The 16,798-nt window shown below is 54.8% G+C and carries 12 protein-coding genes and 1 pseudogene; 2 read left to right on the top strand and 11 right to left on the bottom strand.

Features of this window, described 5'->3' with window-relative positions:
* Positions 1–291: 291 nt before the first annotated feature.
* From PSTEL_RS07430 to PSTEL_RS07410, 5 genes and pseudogenes are all read right to left on the bottom strand, one after another.
* Positions 292–4,110: a GH32 C-terminal domain-containing protein gene (locus PSTEL_RS07430; protein ID WP_052098259.1), complete on the bottom strand. Its 3,819-nt coding sequence runs from the start codon at positions 4,108–4,110 to the stop codon at positions 292–294.
* A gap of 97 nt (positions 4,111–4,207) precedes the next feature.
* Positions 4,208–5,098, bottom strand: a complete 891-nt coding sequence (locus tag PSTEL_RS07425; RefSeq protein ID WP_038694477.1) for an ROK family protein — start codon at positions 5,096–5,098, stop codon at positions 4,208–4,210.
* Between the two features lie 3 nt (positions 5,099–5,101).
* Complete coding sequence (locus PSTEL_RS07420; RefSeq protein ID WP_038694476.1) at positions 5,102–6,598, bottom strand: glycoside hydrolase family 32 protein; 1,497 nt, start codon at positions 6,596–6,598, stop codon at positions 5,102–5,104.
* 24 nt (positions 6,599–6,622) lie between these two features.
* Positions 6,623–8,239 (bottom strand): annotated as a pseudogene (locus PSTEL_RS07415) (ABC transporter substrate-binding protein).
* Positions 8,240–8,295: 56 nt separating this feature from the next.
* Positions 8,296–9,177, bottom strand: a complete 882-nt coding sequence (locus tag PSTEL_RS07410; protein WP_038694475.1) for a carbohydrate ABC transporter permease — start codon at positions 9,175–9,177, stop codon at positions 8,296–8,298.
* Between the two features lie 71 nt (positions 9,178–9,248).
* Here PSTEL_RS07410 and PSTEL_RS26790 point away from each other — a divergent pair.
* A protein-coding gene (locus PSTEL_RS26790) for an IS5 family transposase (RefSeq protein WP_156996009.1) occupies positions 9,249–10,009 on the top strand; the annotation gives its coding sequence in 2 pieces (ribosomal slippage) (positions 9,249–9,576 and positions 9,576–10,009; 762 coding nt in all).
* Positions 10,010–10,024: 15 nt separating this feature from the next.
* On the opposite strand, the gene PSTEL_RS07395 is transcribed toward PSTEL_RS26790, so the two are convergent.
* Positions 10,025–10,993: an ABC transporter permease gene (locus PSTEL_RS07395; protein ID WP_052098258.1), complete on the bottom strand. Its 969-nt coding sequence runs from the start codon at positions 10,991–10,993 to the stop codon at positions 10,025–10,027.
* Between the two features lie 344 nt (positions 10,994–11,337).
* On the opposite strand from PSTEL_RS07395, the gene PSTEL_RS07390 reads away from it, so the two are divergent.
* A complete protein-coding gene (locus PSTEL_RS07390; RefSeq protein WP_038694473.1) occupies positions 11,338–12,381 on the top strand; it encodes a LacI family DNA-binding transcriptional regulator in 1,044 nt (347 codons plus the stop codon).
* A gap of 153 nt (positions 12,382–12,534) precedes the next feature.
* On the opposite strand, the gene PSTEL_RS07385 is transcribed toward PSTEL_RS07390, so the two are convergent.
* The 5 genes from PSTEL_RS07385 to PSTEL_RS28350 form a co-directional block, all read right to left on the bottom strand.
* Entirely contained in the window at positions 12,535–13,551 is a 1,017-nt protein-coding gene (locus PSTEL_RS07385; RefSeq protein ID WP_038694472.1) for a D-isomer specific 2-hydroxyacid dehydrogenase family protein, read from the bottom strand.
* A 300-nt stretch (positions 13,552–13,851) separates the two neighbouring features.
* The gene (modA, locus tag PSTEL_RS07380) at positions 13,852–14,730 is read right to left on the bottom strand and encodes a molybdate ABC transporter substrate-binding protein (RefSeq protein ID WP_038694470.1); all 879 of its coding nucleotides are present in this window, start codon (positions 14,728–14,730) and stop codon (positions 13,852–13,854) included.
* Between the two features lie 176 nt (positions 14,731–14,906).
* Positions 14,907–15,875 carry a methyl-accepting chemotaxis protein gene (locus PSTEL_RS28355; RefSeq protein WP_245625098.1) on the bottom strand — a complete coding sequence of 323 codons (969 nt, stop codon included), beginning with the start codon at positions 15,873–15,875 and terminating at the stop codon, positions 14,907–14,909.
* A gap of 11 nt (positions 15,876–15,886) precedes the next feature.
* Positions 15,887–16,171, bottom strand: coding sequence for an MCP four helix bundle domain-containing protein (locus PSTEL_RS28685; protein WP_281176762.1), 285 nt, complete (start codon positions 16,169–16,171; stop codon positions 15,887–15,889).
* Positions 16,134–16,493, bottom strand: coding sequence for an MCP four helix bundle domain-containing protein (locus PSTEL_RS28350; RefSeq protein ID WP_245625097.1), 360 nt, complete (start codon positions 16,491–16,493; stop codon positions 16,134–16,136). Before PSTEL_RS28350 ends, PSTEL_RS28685 begins: the two co-directional genes overlap by 38 nt.
* Positions 16,494–16,798: the final 305 nt, after the last annotated feature.

Below are 16,798 nucleotides of genomic sequence, written 5' to 3'. Positions count from 1 at the left end.
CGACCTTATTCGAGCGAATTTCGAGCGTAGAACAGCGGCATAATCCAGGGAGTCTGAATCTGTGCTGCCCCCAGTCTGTGTTCTCAATTGGCGATATCGACACAAAAGATGCGAAAAATCCAAGGCTAAACGCCTGACGGCGTCCTTAGACGCCATGCGTTTACCGAGAAATAGAAGACTCATTGTAACAAAAACTTATAAATTCTTATATTAAAAAAAGCCGCGGCTGGCTGCTGTTCGCAACCAAACCGCGACTTTCTCATGTTCTCCCGCAAGGCCCTGTCTATTCGGTCACAATCCGATCATCCATCTCTGACGCCGCTCGCCGTCCTGCTCGGCTTCGAGCACAAGCCTGGACCCATCCTCGGACACTGCCAAAGCCAGCCGGTTGTAGGCCGAGAGGATGGAAGCCGTGCCGTCTTCATGTCGCTGGATGATCCAGCGCTGATTGTCATAGCCCAGGTAGTCATACAGCTGGATTTTACTCTGGCCGGTATCGAGATCGAGCGCCTGGCCGGAGATCGCGCGGATCGAGCAAGAACCGGCTTCGTCACCGGTCGGCACGAACACCCACTTCTGATCCGGGGTTCCGCCGGAATCCTGAAGCGTGACGGCTTCGCCGTTCGTCAGATTGGCCGTGTACAGAGACTTTGGAAGGGCCGCATTCACGATGCTTGCAGCAGGCAGGTTCGCTGGCGCTTCCCCGCTCAGCCTGACGTTCTGGAAGGATGCGGAGCCGCCGAATACATGAAGCCCAAACTGTCCTTCCGCAAAAGTGCCGTCCTTGAAATCGATCACCTTCCGCCCATCGACATTTACGATGATATGGGGGCCGTCCGCCTCAATGCGGATGGAATAGGTCTGACCCGGGCGAATGAAATCCGGAACCCTTGCGAGCACCTGTCTCTCCTCAAACCGCCCGGCAATCTTGTAGAACAGGCGGATCGCTTTCATGTTGGGGTCAAGGTTCAGGTAATAGCCGCTGCGCCCGTCTTCACTTGCCCGGAACAGCAGCGATCCCGCTCCTCCCGATTCGCTCAGAGTCAAGTCGGCGGTATATACGAAGTTCCCCGCCTTCTCCTGAGCCATGTAGGCCGCATCGCTGAAATAGCTGCCGCGCATGCCGTCCGGGCTTACCATCCACGAGGCTCCGGCCGGAGTACTTGACCAGCCGCCGAGGTTGGTCTGAAACGTCCCGGCGAAGACGCTCACCCGAACGCTTGCCTTGGCCTTGCCGTTCGGGGTCGATGCCGTGATGACGGCTTCGCCTTCCCCTGTCGCATCCAGGATCGCTTCCGACCCCTTCGCTGTCCGGAGGCTTACCACGGCTTCGTTGCTGGAGCTCCACTTCAACGGCTGGGCCCCTTTGCCGGGTCCGTTCTCTACGGCTGCCCGCAGCGTGGCACTCTGCAGGGTCCCCAGCTCACGGTCGCTCGTATCCATGACAATCCGTTCCGCCGATCCGGCATCCGGATTATATACCGGCTGCAGCCGGTTGACCGCAAGCGATACGACCCGGACGCTGCCGTCCTTCGTATAGAAGCTCATTTCACGGCTGGACGGATCAGGGAAAATCACGTCAGAGAACACGGCGCGCCCGTCTCCGGCGAATACCTCAACCGAAGATTCGTCGACCAGAATCGTCAGCTTGACCCTGCGGTTCTCCGCCGCAAGCGAAGTCTCCTGCCTCGTGTTGAACAGGCTGGAGAAATCTCTCTCCCCCGATGCGGAGCGGTCCACGAACAGCCTGCTTTCACCGGGTCTGTAGCCGATGACCGTCTTCTGCCCGGCTCCCTCCCGCACGTTGAAGCCGAATTCCGAGACGCTGGACCCTGCCGGGATCTCCACCTCGGCCTTGATTTCATAGGTCCCGGAGACGATGCCCTTCAGAAGATTGGACGACGACGGGTTCACCGTCTTGCTCGCCGTGCTGTACAGCTTGCTCTTCAGGTCATCCATCTCCCTGACAGGCTGCTGAGTAAGGCGCGGGCCTTCCTCCGTCATGACGAGCGACAATTCCCGGGGAACGCTCAGCTCGCCCTTCCAGCCGGAAGTCGGGAAGGCGAACGGATAATCCCAGTTGGACATCCAGGCCATCACAATCCGGCGGCCGTCCGGCACATCCGAGAACGACATGGAAGCGTAGAATTCCTTGCCGAAATCGGTACGCAGCACAGTTCCCGCCGGGTTATCGTTCACGAATTTGCCTTCCGCCGTCAAATTCCCCACAAAATACTCCGCATCCGAGCCGCCCGTGTTCGCGTTCGCGCCCGTGCTGATCATGAGCACCCATTTCTTCTCCCCGGTTCCCTGGACGGTCATCGGGAACAGGTCGGGGCATTCCCAGACGCCGCCCCGGATGTAGCTGCCATAGCCCCAGTTGTCGGTCAACGTCCAGTCGAGCAGATTGGACGAAGTGAAGAAGCGGATATGGTCTCCGCCGGATACGGCCATGACCCAGCGGTTATGGGCCTCATCGCGGACCACCTTGGGGTCCCGGAAATCCCAGCCGCCCGGGTCTTCTCCGTTCTTCCCGGGATTCTCGATGACGATTCCCCGGTCATCCGGATACACCCAGGTACGGCCCCGGTCCTTGCTGTAGGCGATGCCGATGCGCTGATTGCCGTTCGGTCCGTCCGGATTGAAGGACGTGTAATAGGCGATCAGCCCCTTGCCCCCGGAATCGGCGAACAGCCCCGATGTGTTGTCTGAGTCGACAACCGCCGAGCCTGACCACACATGCCCGAGGTCGTTCCAGGGCAGAGCGATCGGCAGGCGCTTCCAGTGCAGCAGATCGGTGCTGACGGCATGCGCCCAGGTGCCGCCGTCCTGGTGAAAGAGATGATACTCGCCATCGAAGTAGACCAGTCCGTTCGGATCGCTTGCGGAACCGCGAATCGGCGAATAATGATAGGCGGGACGGTAGGTCTCGGTGTAATAGTCCTCTGCATCCGTCACATAAGCATCCTGAAAGACCGCCGTTCCCTTGCTCACGGCAAATCCCGCATACCCGCCGGAATAAGAGCTGTCGGTCACATCAACGGCAGCAGACTCATAGCCGTCCACGAAGACTAGAATCCGGCTGCCTTTCGCCTCGATTTCGACGAAATGACGGGCGCCGTCCACGCTCGGATATGTCCGGCCGGAGGAAGCCAGCACCGTGCCGTCCGCCTTCGTCAGCTCCACGCCGAGCCGGTCGCCTTCCTTCTTCAGAAGGGCTTCATAACCTCTGGCGCCATCCGAAGAGGCACGGAAGACCAGGGACGCAGCGGACCCGGAAGACAGCGAGATACTTCCCTCATAGACAAAATCGGCACTCTGGCGATCATAGAGCCTGAGCGCCCGGCTCTCCCCGGCGGCGCTGCCCTTCCTGCCCCGGAGATCGGGCTGCCACTCTCCGCTGCTCAGCAGAACCGTTCCCAGATTCCCGTTCAAATCGCTGACGGTGATATTCTGAAAGAGAGCGGAGCCGTCAAAGACATGAAGTCCGAGCCGTCCCGAGCGGTGGGCGCTGTCTTTTACCTCAATTACAGGCTTATAGGCATTGCCCCAATAGACTTTAAGTGATTCGCCTTCCGCCCGGACCTTCAGGTGATAGATCTCACCGGCTCTAAGAGTAACGGGACGTTCTTCATAGAGCTTATCCCCTCCTCCGGCGGCGTCCTTAAGGCGAAGAAGTCCGGCACCCGGCGCAATCTGCAGCATATAGGAGCTCCAGCCGTCATCGCCTGAACGGAAGACCAGCGAGCTGTCCGCCTTGTCATCCTGGATCATCACGTCAGCCTCATAAATGAAATCCTCCGCAGCCGTTTCCGACAAGGCGATCACATTTTCCCGGGACTCCGAGTTCAGCAGCAGCCCTTCCGTCGTTTCCTCTATCCGCCCCTTGCCGAGAGTCTGCCAGCCGCTCAGATTCGTGTTAATGTTGTTAGCGTTGTTAGCGTTTTCAAAAATAGAAATTCCCTCCTTGTTACCTCCGGCCGGCTCTGCACTTTCCGGCGCTGCCCATCCTGTATCCGGCTTGAGACTGGAAATTCCGGTAGACGTCGAAGCCATCAGAATTGCGGCAGACAGCAGAACAATGCGAACAGCTTTCAGCTTATGTGTCATTTGTTCCCCTCTTTCCTCATGAATGAATGAAATCACGCGGACAGAAAAAAGGCGGCCAGCAACTGCTTCCTGACCGGCCGCCTGCACCTGCCCTAACTCAAACGGACGAGGTCTGATTCTTCCACGCTTCTACTCCCAGAGCCAATGCCCCGCATAATCCCGCCTGCTGGCCGAGACCCGGAGGAACAATATAGCTCCCGATATCATCCGTAATAACGCCGGACTGCACATACCCGTTCAGGTTCCGCCGCACACCCTCCCGGATGAGCGGGAACAGCTGGGACTGCTGCATGACGCCTCCGCCGAGAATGACCTTCTCCGGGGACAGCAGCAGAACGGCATTCGAAATCGACTGTGCGAGGTAAAAGGATTCGATCTCCCATGCCGCATGGTTCTCCGGCAGCTCATGACCCTTCGCGCCCCATCTCGCTTGCAGGGCGGGGCCTGCCGCCATTCCCTCCAGGCAGTCTCCGTGATACGGGCAAATACCGTCAAAATCGTCATCCGGATGGCGTCTGACCAAGGTATGCCCGCCTTCCGGATGCACCAGGCCATGAACTGTCCGGCCTTCCGAATACACGCCGATACCGATTCCGGTACCGACGGTATAATACAGGCAGCTGGACAGACCCTGTGCGGCGCCCCATTTGGCTTCGCCCAGAGCTGCAGCGTTCACATCGGTATCCCAGCCGAACGGCACCGGGAACTCCCGCCGCAGGATGCCGAGCAGATCGTACTGCGCCCAGCCTGGCTTGGGCGTCGTCGTCACGAACCCGTAGGTCGGGCTCTCCGGCGTAACATCAATCGGGCCGAATGACCCGATGCCGATGGCGTCCACGGACTTGTCTTTGAAATATTCAATGACCCTGGGCACGGTCTCATCCGGATGCCCGGTCGGGAAGCTGATCTTATCCTCAATGGTTCCATGCTCGTTCCCGATTCCGCAGACGAATTTCGTGCCCCCCGCTTCAACCGCTCCGATCACCATGGCTTAACCCTCCGCTTTCTGTACGCCGCTTGCCGCAGACTGCGGGTCCATCCAGTAAATCTCAAGCGTGAGGAAGGCCATCTCTTCATCCGCGTAGACATCGACACCGGTGGAATCAGGCTCCGGGAAGATCAGATCCGTGATGACGGCCTGCCCTCCCCCTGCGAACGCCTCGACCGAAGAACGGTCCACGAAGATGCGAAGTTCCGTCGCCGTCTCGCTGCCGACTTCAAGCTTCGCCGTATGACGTCCCGGGAAGTTCGGATGAATGGAATGTCTTCCCGATGCCTTCCGGTCCACATACAGCACTTGAGCTTCTCCGTCGATGCCGATCAGCGTCTCCGTATCCGCTCCCGCCCGAACCTTGAATCCAGCCGATGCTCCGGCGGCGATCTCTGCCTTGATTTCGAAGCTTTCCAGCCGAAGGCCGTCAAGCAGCTTGCGAAGCTTGCCGAGTGAAGCTCCTTTCAGACTGTGAACCGGCTTGCGGACGGCTTCCAGCTCCCGGGCCGGCCGCTGCACGAGAACGGTCACGCCTGCTCTGGTCTCCAGTGCAAGCTCGCGCGGAATGGTCATGGCTCCCCGGAACCCTTCCGCCGGGGTCAAGCCCGCATACATCCAATTGCTCATCCAGCCGATGAACAGCCGTCTTCCGTCTTCCTCCGGCACATCGGACCAGCTAACGCCGGCGTAGTTGTCGCGGCCGTAATCGAGCCAGCGCACAGTCCGGGAATCTTCATCCGGCGTGAAGACGGCTCCGTCGAAATCCCCCGTAAAATACTGCGTTCTCGATCCTTCCGCCAGAGCGGGGTTCGCCCCGATGCTAACCAGCATCACCCATTTCATGTTGGATGCCTCACCGTCCACAGCCAGCGGGAACAGGTCGGGGCACTCCCATACCCCGTCATGCGAACCGATGCCTTCTCCGAACCGGCTTCCCGCGCTCCAGTGAATCAGATCGGGGGAATGGTAGAGCCCTGCCGTCTGGCCGCAGGCGACGATCATAACCCAGCGGCTCGTTGCTGCATGCCAGAATACCTTGGGATCGCGGAAGTCGATGCCGTTCTCATCTTCCAGCACGGGGTTGCCTTCATACTTGATCCAGGTTCTCCCTTTGTCCCGGCTGTAGGCTAGACTCTGCCGCTCGATGTTGGGCGCACCATCCTTTCCGTCAAGATGATGGGTGAAGATGGCGACAAGCCCCGGCTCTCCGTCAAAAAAGCCGGTCGTATCGTTCCAATCCACCACGGCGCTTCCCGAAAAAATCATGCCAAAGTGATCCGGAGCCAGCGCGATCGGCAGCTCCTCCCACGTTGCCAGGTCCCGGCTGACCGCATGGCCCCAATGCATATCGCCCATTCCCATGCCGTGCGGATGATGCTGGAAGAACAGATGGTACTCGCCTTCAAAATAGACCAGCCCGTTCGGGTCATTCATCCACATTGCCTTGGGCGAGAAATGGTAGGCGCTGCGGTAATCGGTTTTTACAATGGCGGACATATGGATCTCTCCTTTATCTCTGTCTTATTTTTGTGTCGCCCGGTCATAGCCGGTCTGCTTGATCTTCGTCCATTCCTGTAGTCCGAGACGATCCAGCTCCTTCAAGTAGCTGCTCCACTGCTCGTCGACCTTGCCGTTCTCATACCACTCCGAGCGCATCCGAAGCACATAGGCGAACAGGTCGGTCTCGATTGTGGTCAGCCGGTCCAGCTCCTCGATCGAATTGAAGACGCTCGGCATGACGTTGTCCGCCTGCATATGCGGCGCCATGATGTTCTTGACGATGTCCATTCTCTCCTTGGCGTCATCCGGCACTGTCGTGTATTTTCCGTAATAGGAGTCAAGCACGGCCAGCGGCCCGCCCAGACTCGTCTTCTCCCGCAGCTCGACAGGAGCGGCGCCATTCAGCGGCAGATGCTTCAGCGTGTTCTTGGTCTCGTCGTATTCGAAAATGTTCTGCTGCGTCGTATCGCCATAGGTGCCCCAGTTGTCCTGTACGGACTGGATCGGATCATAAAGTTGATCCACCCATTTCGCCGTCGCTTCGAGCTGCTTGTCGGCGCTTGTAATGACCATTTTGCCGCGTCCTAGTCCGAGCGCATTGGTCCGGGTCACATTGACCTGTCCGTCCGGTCCGGCGAGCGGAGGCATCACTTCATAATCATCGTTGTCTCCCGAGATGTTAGCCTTATCCCAAGTGAAGAACAGGCCGTACTTCTGGTCTTTGCCCTTGGCTACGTATGTGCTCCAGTCTTGCGTAAAGGCTTCGACATCGACAAGCCCGTCTTTGTACAGGCCGTGTATATAGGATATGGCGTTCTTGTAGCCTTCTTCGGCAGGCGTGAAGATGACCTTGCCGTCATTGCTCACCACCAGATGATCGGGATTCTCGCCGAGTCCGAAGGAGGCGAACAGGAAGGCCAGATCCTCCGCGCCCGGCTTGTTGATGAAGGACAGCGGAATTTCATCCGCCTGGCCGTTGCCGTTCGGGTCCTGCGTCTTGAAGGCAGTCAGCACCTTCTTCAGATCGTCTGTCGTCTTCGGCATGTCGAGACCCAGCTTCTTCAGCCAGGTCACATTGATCCACGGCATGCTGTCCACCGCCTAAATGCGTTCCTTGCCCTGTCCCAGCTCCTCGATCCACGGAAAAGCGTAAATATTGCCGTCCGGCGCGGTAATCATATTCTTGTAGTCCGGAGCTTCCTCCAGCACTTTTTTGAAATTCGGCATATATTTATCGATCAGATCATTCAGCGGGATAATGGTGCCATCCTTGGCGAGCTTCAGCAGCTCATAGTCGGAATAGTCCGCGTTGAAGATCGCGTCGGGCAAGTCACCGCTTGCGACCGCGAGGTTGCGTTTCTCGACGAACACATCCTTGGTGAAATTCTTCCAGTTGATATGGACACCGGTCTTCTCTTCCAGGCGCTTCGAGATCAGCTTGTCGTTCGGATCGGCTGGAGCCAGCGGCGAGCTCTGAGTGATCATGTTCAGCGTGACCTTTCCGCTTGCGCTCGGGTCCGCTTCGGCCGACTTGCCGCTTTCCCCGCTGCCGCCGCAGGCGGACAGGAACAAGAGTGAAGCCAGCGCAGCTGCAGATGCCATCTTAGTCGTTGCTTGTGAACGCGTGAATCTTCCCATGGTTATGACCTCCAAAATAGGATGAATGCATGACTCTTTCTATGTGCAGCCCGTTCCTATTTGAGGGAACCGAGCATAACACCTTTCTCGAAGTACTTCTGGAAGAACGGATACATGATGATGAGCGGCAGACTCGATACGACAATCGCGGCATATTTGATAATTTCAGACAGCCGCTTCATCTCCGCCATGGCGAGCTGGTCGCTGATCATGCCCGGATCGACCTGGTTCTGGATCAGGATGGAGCGCAGCACGAGCTGAAGGGGATGCAGGTTCGGATTGTCCAGATAGATCATGGCGTCGAAATAGGAGTTCCACTGGCCGACAAAAGCGTACAGCGCAAGCACGAATACAATCGGTTTGGACAGCGGGAGCACAATGCCAAAGAAGATCCGCATTTCCGACGCCCCGTCCACATTGGCGGCTTCCTTTAGTTCATGGGGAACGCTCTTGAAGAATGTCCGGGACAAAATGATATTCCAGACGTTGATGCAACCGGGAATGATAACGGCCCAAATCGTATTGAGCATGCCCAGATTCTTCACCAGCAGGTAGGTCGGAACGAGCCCGCCGCCGAAGAACATCGTGATGATGAACAGGGTCATGAAGAGGCCTCTTCCTCTTAGCCGGTCGTCCGACAGCGCATAGCCTGCGCAGACCGAGACGCTGACGGTAAGGAGGGCGAAGCAGACCGAATACAAGACAGCGTTTCCAAATCCGCGAATCATGGCCGGATTGGTCAGGATTTTCTCATAGCCGTCCAGCGACCAGTCCTTGAGATGAAACGATAGACCCCGGCTGAGCAGCACCGACGGGTCCATGAAGGAAGCGATCACCACATAGACGAGCGGGATTACGACAAGCAGGACGGCCAGGGTCAGCAGGACGGCATTCAGCGTAAGCATGAAGCGGTCCATCCGGGTATGCTTGATGAACATGAGCGGTTGCTCCTTTCTCTAGGGCCTGTATGCAAACTATGACCCCATAAAATGGGTAAATCATAGGTATGATGAATCGATATGAAATCCGTGACGACCAATGGGAAGCCATTAAGGACCTGCTACCGCCGGAGAGAAAACCACAAGGAGGGAGACCCCCGAAAGACCATCGTCAAATGCTAAATGCCATGCTGTGGGTAGCACGGTCAGGTGCCCCCTGGCGGGATTTACCTGAATATTTCGGCTCTTGGTCTACCGTCTATAGTCGATTCCGCCGCTGGCAAATGGCCGGTATTTGGGACCGTATTCTGGAGCATGTTTCCGCAGAGCCCGACGAGGAAAGCGTCATGATCGATACCACGATTGTCCGTGTCCATCAGCATGGATCGGGCGCAAAAGGGGGGGCCTTAAGCAAGCCATTGGGCGGTCCCGGGGCGGATTAACAACCAAAATCCACGCAGTCGTTGACGCGCTGGGCAACCCACTGCGCTTTGTGCTGACCGGAGGCCATTGTCATGACTCCGTAACCGGTTATGAGATATTGAAACAAATGGACTTAACGAAAAGGCAAGTGTTGGCTGACCGAGCGTACGATACCAACCGAATCCGCCGTCTATTGGATGAACAGACTGCGACCTGTGTGATTCCAAGTAAGAAAAATCGTCGGAAGCCCCTGGAATGGGACCGTGAGATTTACAAGGAGCGTCATCTGATCGAGTGCTTTTTCAATAAACTAAAACACTATCGTCGACTAGCTACTCGCTATGATAAGCTGGCGTGTACCTTTATGGCTTTTTTGTCCCTGGCCTCCATTATGATATGGCTTGCTTAGGTTTGCATACACACCCTAGTACAGGCCTTCGCCTTCATTCAGTTTCTTGACAATCGTGTTCACCACAACGAGCAAAATGACGTTGATCAGGGAGTTGAACAGCCCCACAGCAGCCGAGTAGGCGTAGTCGCCGGATTGCAGGCCGATTTTGTACACATAGGTCGGGATGATTTCGGATGTCGGCAGGTTCGTCGCCGTCTGCAAGAGATAGGCCTTCTCGAATCCGATCGACATGATGCCGCCGGCCGCAAGAATGAAGACGATTGCCATAATGGGCTTGATTGTCGGCAGATCGATATGCCGGATACGCTGCAGCAGGTTGGCTCCATCCAGATTGGCCGCGTTGTGCAGTTCTGGATCAACATTCGCGAGCGCCGCCACATAGATAATCGAAGCCCAGCCCGCTCCCGTCCAAATATCCGAAAGGATATAAATCCAGCGGAAGTACTCCGGCCGGGACAGGAACATCACCGGTTCGCCGGTTATCCAGGTCACAAGCTGGTTAATCGGGCCTGTAGGCGACAGGAAGATGAACAGCATGCCGACCACGACGACGACGGAAATGAAATTAGGCGCGTACAGGAACAATTGAATGTTCTTTTTGACGCCGGACCGCCGGACCTGATTCAGCATCAAGGCCAGCAGGATCGGAACGGGAAAGCTCAGAATCAGTCCGAACAGGCTGAGTTTAAGCGTATTCATAAATATAACTTCAAAGTTGGGGGAAGACAGGAACTTCTCGAAGTTATACAAGCCTACCCAATCGCTGCCGAGGATGCCCTTGACCGGGCTGAAATCCTTAAAGGCGATGATGGCGCCGTACATCGGCCCGTACTTGAATATAAGGGTCAGAATCAAAGCCGGCGACAGCAGCAGATACAAAAAATAGTGCTTTCGGACAAACTCCCATAAGGAGCTTTTCCGCCTCGTCACTGTCTTGCCGTGATTCGCTTCCAGAGTGTTTTGCAAAGCCTTAGCCTCCATTCTTCAACTGGTGTGAGGGCTTACAATTGGTCATTTTGCCCTTCCGCATTTACAATTTACCAAAGCATTCGGCATACGTCAATACATTTTGTAAATATATTTTTGTTCATTTGACAACTAAATTCTGCAAGATTGCGGTTACATTTTGTAAAAAGACCAAAAATACAGATGAAATTTTGATTTTCACCTAATATGTCGATCAATAATGTAAATGAAATTGTGCATTTGTAAAGTTTATGTTGCTATTTTGGAAAAACTAGTATACATTTAAGAAAGAATAAGCGGGATATTCCCTGCTGACAGCGAACACCAGAATTCGAATATATAGAGGTGACAGGATATACATGGCCAGGGATAAAGTGACCATACAAGATATCGCCGATGCACTGGGAATCTCCAGAAATACGGCCTCCAAAGCCTTGAACGGCACCGGGGGAATCCCCGAAGAAACCCGCAACAAAGTCATCAAGAAAGCAATTGAACTGAAATACAAGCAGTTCTCCCTGATGGAAAGCGAAAGCCTTCTGTCAACTAAAACGCCGAAGAATATCGCCCTGCTGACGGAGAATCTGCCCAACACCTCCCATTTCGGCTCCGCGCTTATTAGCGGCCTGGAGAAGCGGATCAGCGCGGAAGGCTATAATCTGTCCATTCATATCATCCGTGATATTGAAAAGAAAACGCTGTCGCTCCCCAATAACTTCGACGCGGCCGCCGTGGACGGCATTATCTGCATTGAACTCTTCGATCTGGAGTACAGCAAGATGATCACTGGCCTTGAGATTCCGGCCATCTTCATCGACTGCTCCGCATTTGTCTGCTACCCGGACTTTCAGGCCGACGTCCTGCTCATGGAGAACGAGCACAGTACTTACCAGATTACCAAACGGCTGATTGACGGCGGTTACAAGACCTTCGGCTTCATCGGGGACCGCAATCACTGCCGCAGCTTCCAGGAACGCTGGGTCGGCTTCAATCGCGCCCTTAGCGAAGCCGGCATTCAGCTTGATCCTTCGCAGAGCGTGCTGGACGACGATGGGCTGTTCTTCTCAAGCCCCGGCTGGGCCGATAACAAGCTCAAGGAAATGGCCGAGCTTCCCTCCGCTTTCATCTGCGCCAACGATTTTATCGCCGTCAGCTTCATGACCGCGCTCAAGAATCTGAATTTGTCGATACCGAAGGATATCGTCGTCTGCGGCTTCGACAACGCGCCGGAGTCGCGAATTATCGAGCCGAAGCTGACGACCGTGCACATCTACAGCAATGAAATGGGCGTGTCGGCCGCCGAAATGCTGCTGTCCCGCATCGATCATCCGGACCAGCCCTATCAGGTCTCGCATATTTACACGAAGCCTGTCATTCGGGAATCGACGCCGCAGATCAGCTGATCGATTAGCTGCGTCATGCTCGGGTTGGGTTCCCCAACAAAACAATAATCCCGGTCATTCGGCTGCACCGATTGACCGGGATTATTTGCAATTCTTCAACTTTCGGGATTTTTCGGATTTCGTCAGGATGATCCGCAAGTTTTTTACACTTTTTCATACGACCCTCCAGGGATTCTCCGCGCCCTCCGCCTCCAGCACACAGCTCTTCAGCGAAGCGTATACCATATCCTGCACCGATTGGTTCGTGTAGAAGGCCATATGGGGCGTCACGATTACATTCGGATAGCTGCGGAGAACAGCCAGATCGCGGTGGCTCAGCACCTTGGATTTCAGGTCATGGTAGTAGAGGGAAATCTCATCCTCAATAACATCCAGTGCCGCCGCCCCGATTTGTCCGCTTTCGATCCCGTCCATCAGCGCTTTTGTATCGATCAGCGCTCCACGGGCGGTATTGACGAGAATGACCCCTCTCTTCATCTTCGGAATCGTATCGGCATTGATCATATGGTAGTTGCTCTCATCGACCGGCGCATGGAGCGTTATAAGGTCGGATTGCCTTAGCAGTTCCTCCAGCGAGACATACCTGGCGTACCTCTTCGCTTCCTCCGATTCCGAGAGTGAATAAGCCAGCAGCGGATTGCCGAATCCTGACAGGTGGCGAATGACCGTCTGCCCGATCCGGCCGGTGCCGATAACCCCGATTGTCATACGGGCGAAATCCTTGCCCTGAATCCCGTCCAGCGAGAAATCCTGGATATGCGCCCGTTCCATAATCCGCTTCATCTGCCGTGACGCCATCAGCATCAGCATGATCGTATAATCGGCCACGCCCTCGGGAGCGTAGGTCGCGTTGCTGACCCGGATTCCGTGCTCCCGGGCAGCCTTCAGGTCAATATGATCGAAGCCGACCGTCCGGGTTGAAATCATCGTCACGTTCAGGCGGTGCAGCTCGCCAATCAACTCGGCGTCCATAGGCGTCGTGATGATCGAGATGCAGGAGCAGCCCTTGGCGAGATGAATCGTGGAGAGCGTCGGGGCCTCCCGGCAAATCACAAGCTCTATTCCCAGCTCGCTGCTGATCTCCCGGAAATGCCGGGCTTCGTCGAACTCCCTGTAATTAAAGACGCATATCTTAAGCTTGCTGGCTTCCACAGCTTTCAGCTCCTTCATGAATTGATCTGCCGGCCCGCAGCCGCCTGTGCCTCCATATTTTCCTGCCGCGAATGGCGGACCAGCTCGGCGTAGCCTCTGCGCTTCAGACATATATAACGCATATAATGATACGTACATTGTAACTCCCGTTATAGCCTTAATAAATATAAGATAAAGTATGATTCATATAAGAAAATAGAATTCGAGTTGTGGCTGATAACAGAAAAAAACTGTCCCGATTGACGGAACAGTCTGTTATCTTCTATATCGTTGACGAAAGCATGCATAGTGATCCATAGAACCCTGCCATTCAAGGACTTACTGCCCGGCAAGCTTAAATCCGTATTCCACAAATATATCGCCTGCACTTTTGGAGAACAGATAGTCATAAAATAGCTTCGCCTGCTCCGGATGTGTACTGCCTTTAAGCACGGCAGCCGGATAATCGATCGGGTCATGGGTGCTTGAATCGACCTTCATGGCTATCTTGACCTTGGGCTCGCCTGCGGCATCGCTGTTATAGACAAACCCCGCGTCCGCGTTGCCCGAGGCGACATAGGTCAGCACCTGGCGGACATCCTTGGCCATCACCAGCCGGTTCTCCAGCTTGTCCCACAGTCCGGCGCTCTTCAGAAACTGCTGCGCGTACATACCAGCCGGCACCGACTCCGGCTGCCCCACCGCTATTTTGGCGAAATTGGGACCGCTCAGCGCATCCGCCGTAACTGCGGTCAGCCCGGAATCGGCGGGCACGACGAGAACAAGCTCATTCGTCAGCAGATTTGCAGTCTGCGCAGAATCGGTCAATCCCTTGTCGTTCAAAGCCTTCATCTGCTTCGTGCCTGCGGATATGAACAGATCGGCAGGCGCTCCCTGCTCGATCTGCTTCTGCAGTGTGCCCGAAGCCGCCAAATTCAGCCGGACCTTGATATCCGGATGCTCCTGCTCGAACAGCGGAACCAGCTTGTTCAGAGCGTCGCTTAGGCTGGCGGCGGCTGACACCAGAAGCTCAGAGTCACCGCCAGACGAACCCGAAGGTTCGGTGGATGGCGTTGCATCCGGTTCCGAAGAGACAGCTGCACTCGTAGACGAGCCGCCTGCTGTCTGAGTGTTCTGCGCGCATCCTGCCGCCAACAGCACGACAAACGCCAGCAGAAGCATGGCCCCAAAGGCTTTCCTCACATGTTGTTGAGTCATACTTCTTCCTCCTACCCTATGAATTATCTCTATTTATATTTATTTTTAATTAAATCACAGGAAGGCGTAGATGAACATGACGAACAATGAGGAATTTGCGACAATCCGTGCATCCAATTTTATCCTGCCGCACATTCCTTGGATTACGCGGGTATGTGGCATCGGCCATCTTCAGGTCAAATTTTAAAAATGGATACCGAGGACTGCAGCTCACCGGCGAGATTAGCCAGCGATTGGGAAGTGGCCGCCATCTCCTGGCTGCTCGCCGCCGCCTCCTCCGTTGCCGATGAAATATTTTCCACCGCCGACAATACGGTCGTAGTCTGGGCTGCCTGCTCCTCACTTGCTGCGGCAATCTCCATAACCTTCTGCCCGTTATCATTGACAAAGGATACGATGCGCTGGAAGGACTCCGCCGTACGTTCGGACAAATCCGCGCTTTCCTGCACCGAGCTCACACTGGACCGTGTATTCTCCTGCATGCCTTTGATGATCTTGGTGATCTGCTTGGTCGCCTCGCCGCTGCGCTCCGCCAGCTTGCGAACCTCGTCGGCCACGACAGCAAATCCCCGTCCCTGTTCTCCCGCGCGGGCGGCTTCAATCGCCGCATTGAGTGCAAGCAGATTGGTCTGTTCCGCAATATCCTCAATAACCTCGATTATTTCGCCGATCTTCTGCGAATCATCTTCAAGACGCGTCATTTGTTGGCTGACGACCTGCATGCTGGAGTTGGACAGCTGAATAATGCCGTTGCCTTCTTCCGCAGCTTTGGCCGCTTGAACCGATAGCTCGGAAGCAACTTCCGTATTTTGAGCGACCGAATGAACACCGGTGGATAATTCGCTGAACAGTTCGTTGATCATTCTGGCCTCTCTCGCCTGGCTGTCATTGCCGTGGGCAATCTCTTCAGCGCTTGCGGATATTTGCTGCGATGACGCCGCAAGGCTCTGGGCATGCGCGAGAATATGGCCAACCATCGTGCGAAGATTATGGACCATGGTATTCATGCCTTTGGCCAGTTGTCCGACCTCATCCTTCGTGTCGATATCAAGTAGGCTGCGCAAATCTCCATCCCCTGCGGCGTTCACCAGACTGGTCACCTTGGACAATGGTTTGGATATGATCTGGGAGATGAAATATCCCATCCCGACCGAGATTAATACGGCCGCGATAATAATGAGGATCGTAATATTTCTGGACGAAACAAACAGGTCATTGCCGCTTGCTTCGTATGGTCGCTCTCTGTTATCGAATTATCGATCAGTTCATTGAGGAGCAGGCGGACCTCGTCTCCCACGGTGGAGACCTCGTTGTCCATCAGACTCTTCATCTCTGCATTTCGCCCATCTTGGCTCAGCTTCATCGCTTGATCGTAGAGTCTGATAACTTCCGCCCACTTCGCATCAAAAGGCTCGAGAATTTTTAATGACTCCGCGCTCATTTTTGTTTTTTCTGAATTCCGCAATGCTGCTCTCCACAATTTTGGCCTCGGATTGATAGGTAGCGATAGAATTATCGAGACTCTCTTTGGTATCCGCAATGTAAGCAGCGCGGATGTTCACTCTCATCCGGGTATAGCTAACCTGCGCCGTCAAAGCCGATTTAACGGGAATCAGACCGTTATCGTACATTCCGCTGAGCGAGCTGTTCATTTTATTCAAATTGCTGATTCCATAAAGTCCCACAAACCCCAGAATGACCGATACAATCAGAAACGAAGTAATCAACTTGACGCTGGTTCTCATATTCTTTATCCATCTCATCACAATCACTCCCACGATATGTTTCTTACCCCAGTATTTTTGCTTGGATTTTGGATTGCTCTGTTCTATGTAATTCTTTCATCCCCCTTTGGCTGTTCACATATGTGTTTTTATTCACGACTTTTGATCCATGCTCAACCCTTTATCCATGTGCGACTTTGTGAATGAAGATGTCTTATCTTTTAATTCGACATTACTATACGAATAATGAAGATATAACTGTAAAATTTGCATATTTATGAATCATAATAGTTATTTATTCCTATCCGTTCGCCTGGTTCGAATGATAAGTCAGCGTTGATTGT

This window comes from Paenibacillus stellifer (assembly GCF_000758685.1).
Lineage (GTDB): Bacteria > Bacillota > Bacilli > Paenibacillales > Paenibacillaceae > Paenibacillus_AQ > Paenibacillus_AQ stellifer.
The sequence above is the reverse complement of the archived record's forward strand: the minus strand, read 5'-3'. Positions and strand labels throughout refer to the sequence as shown.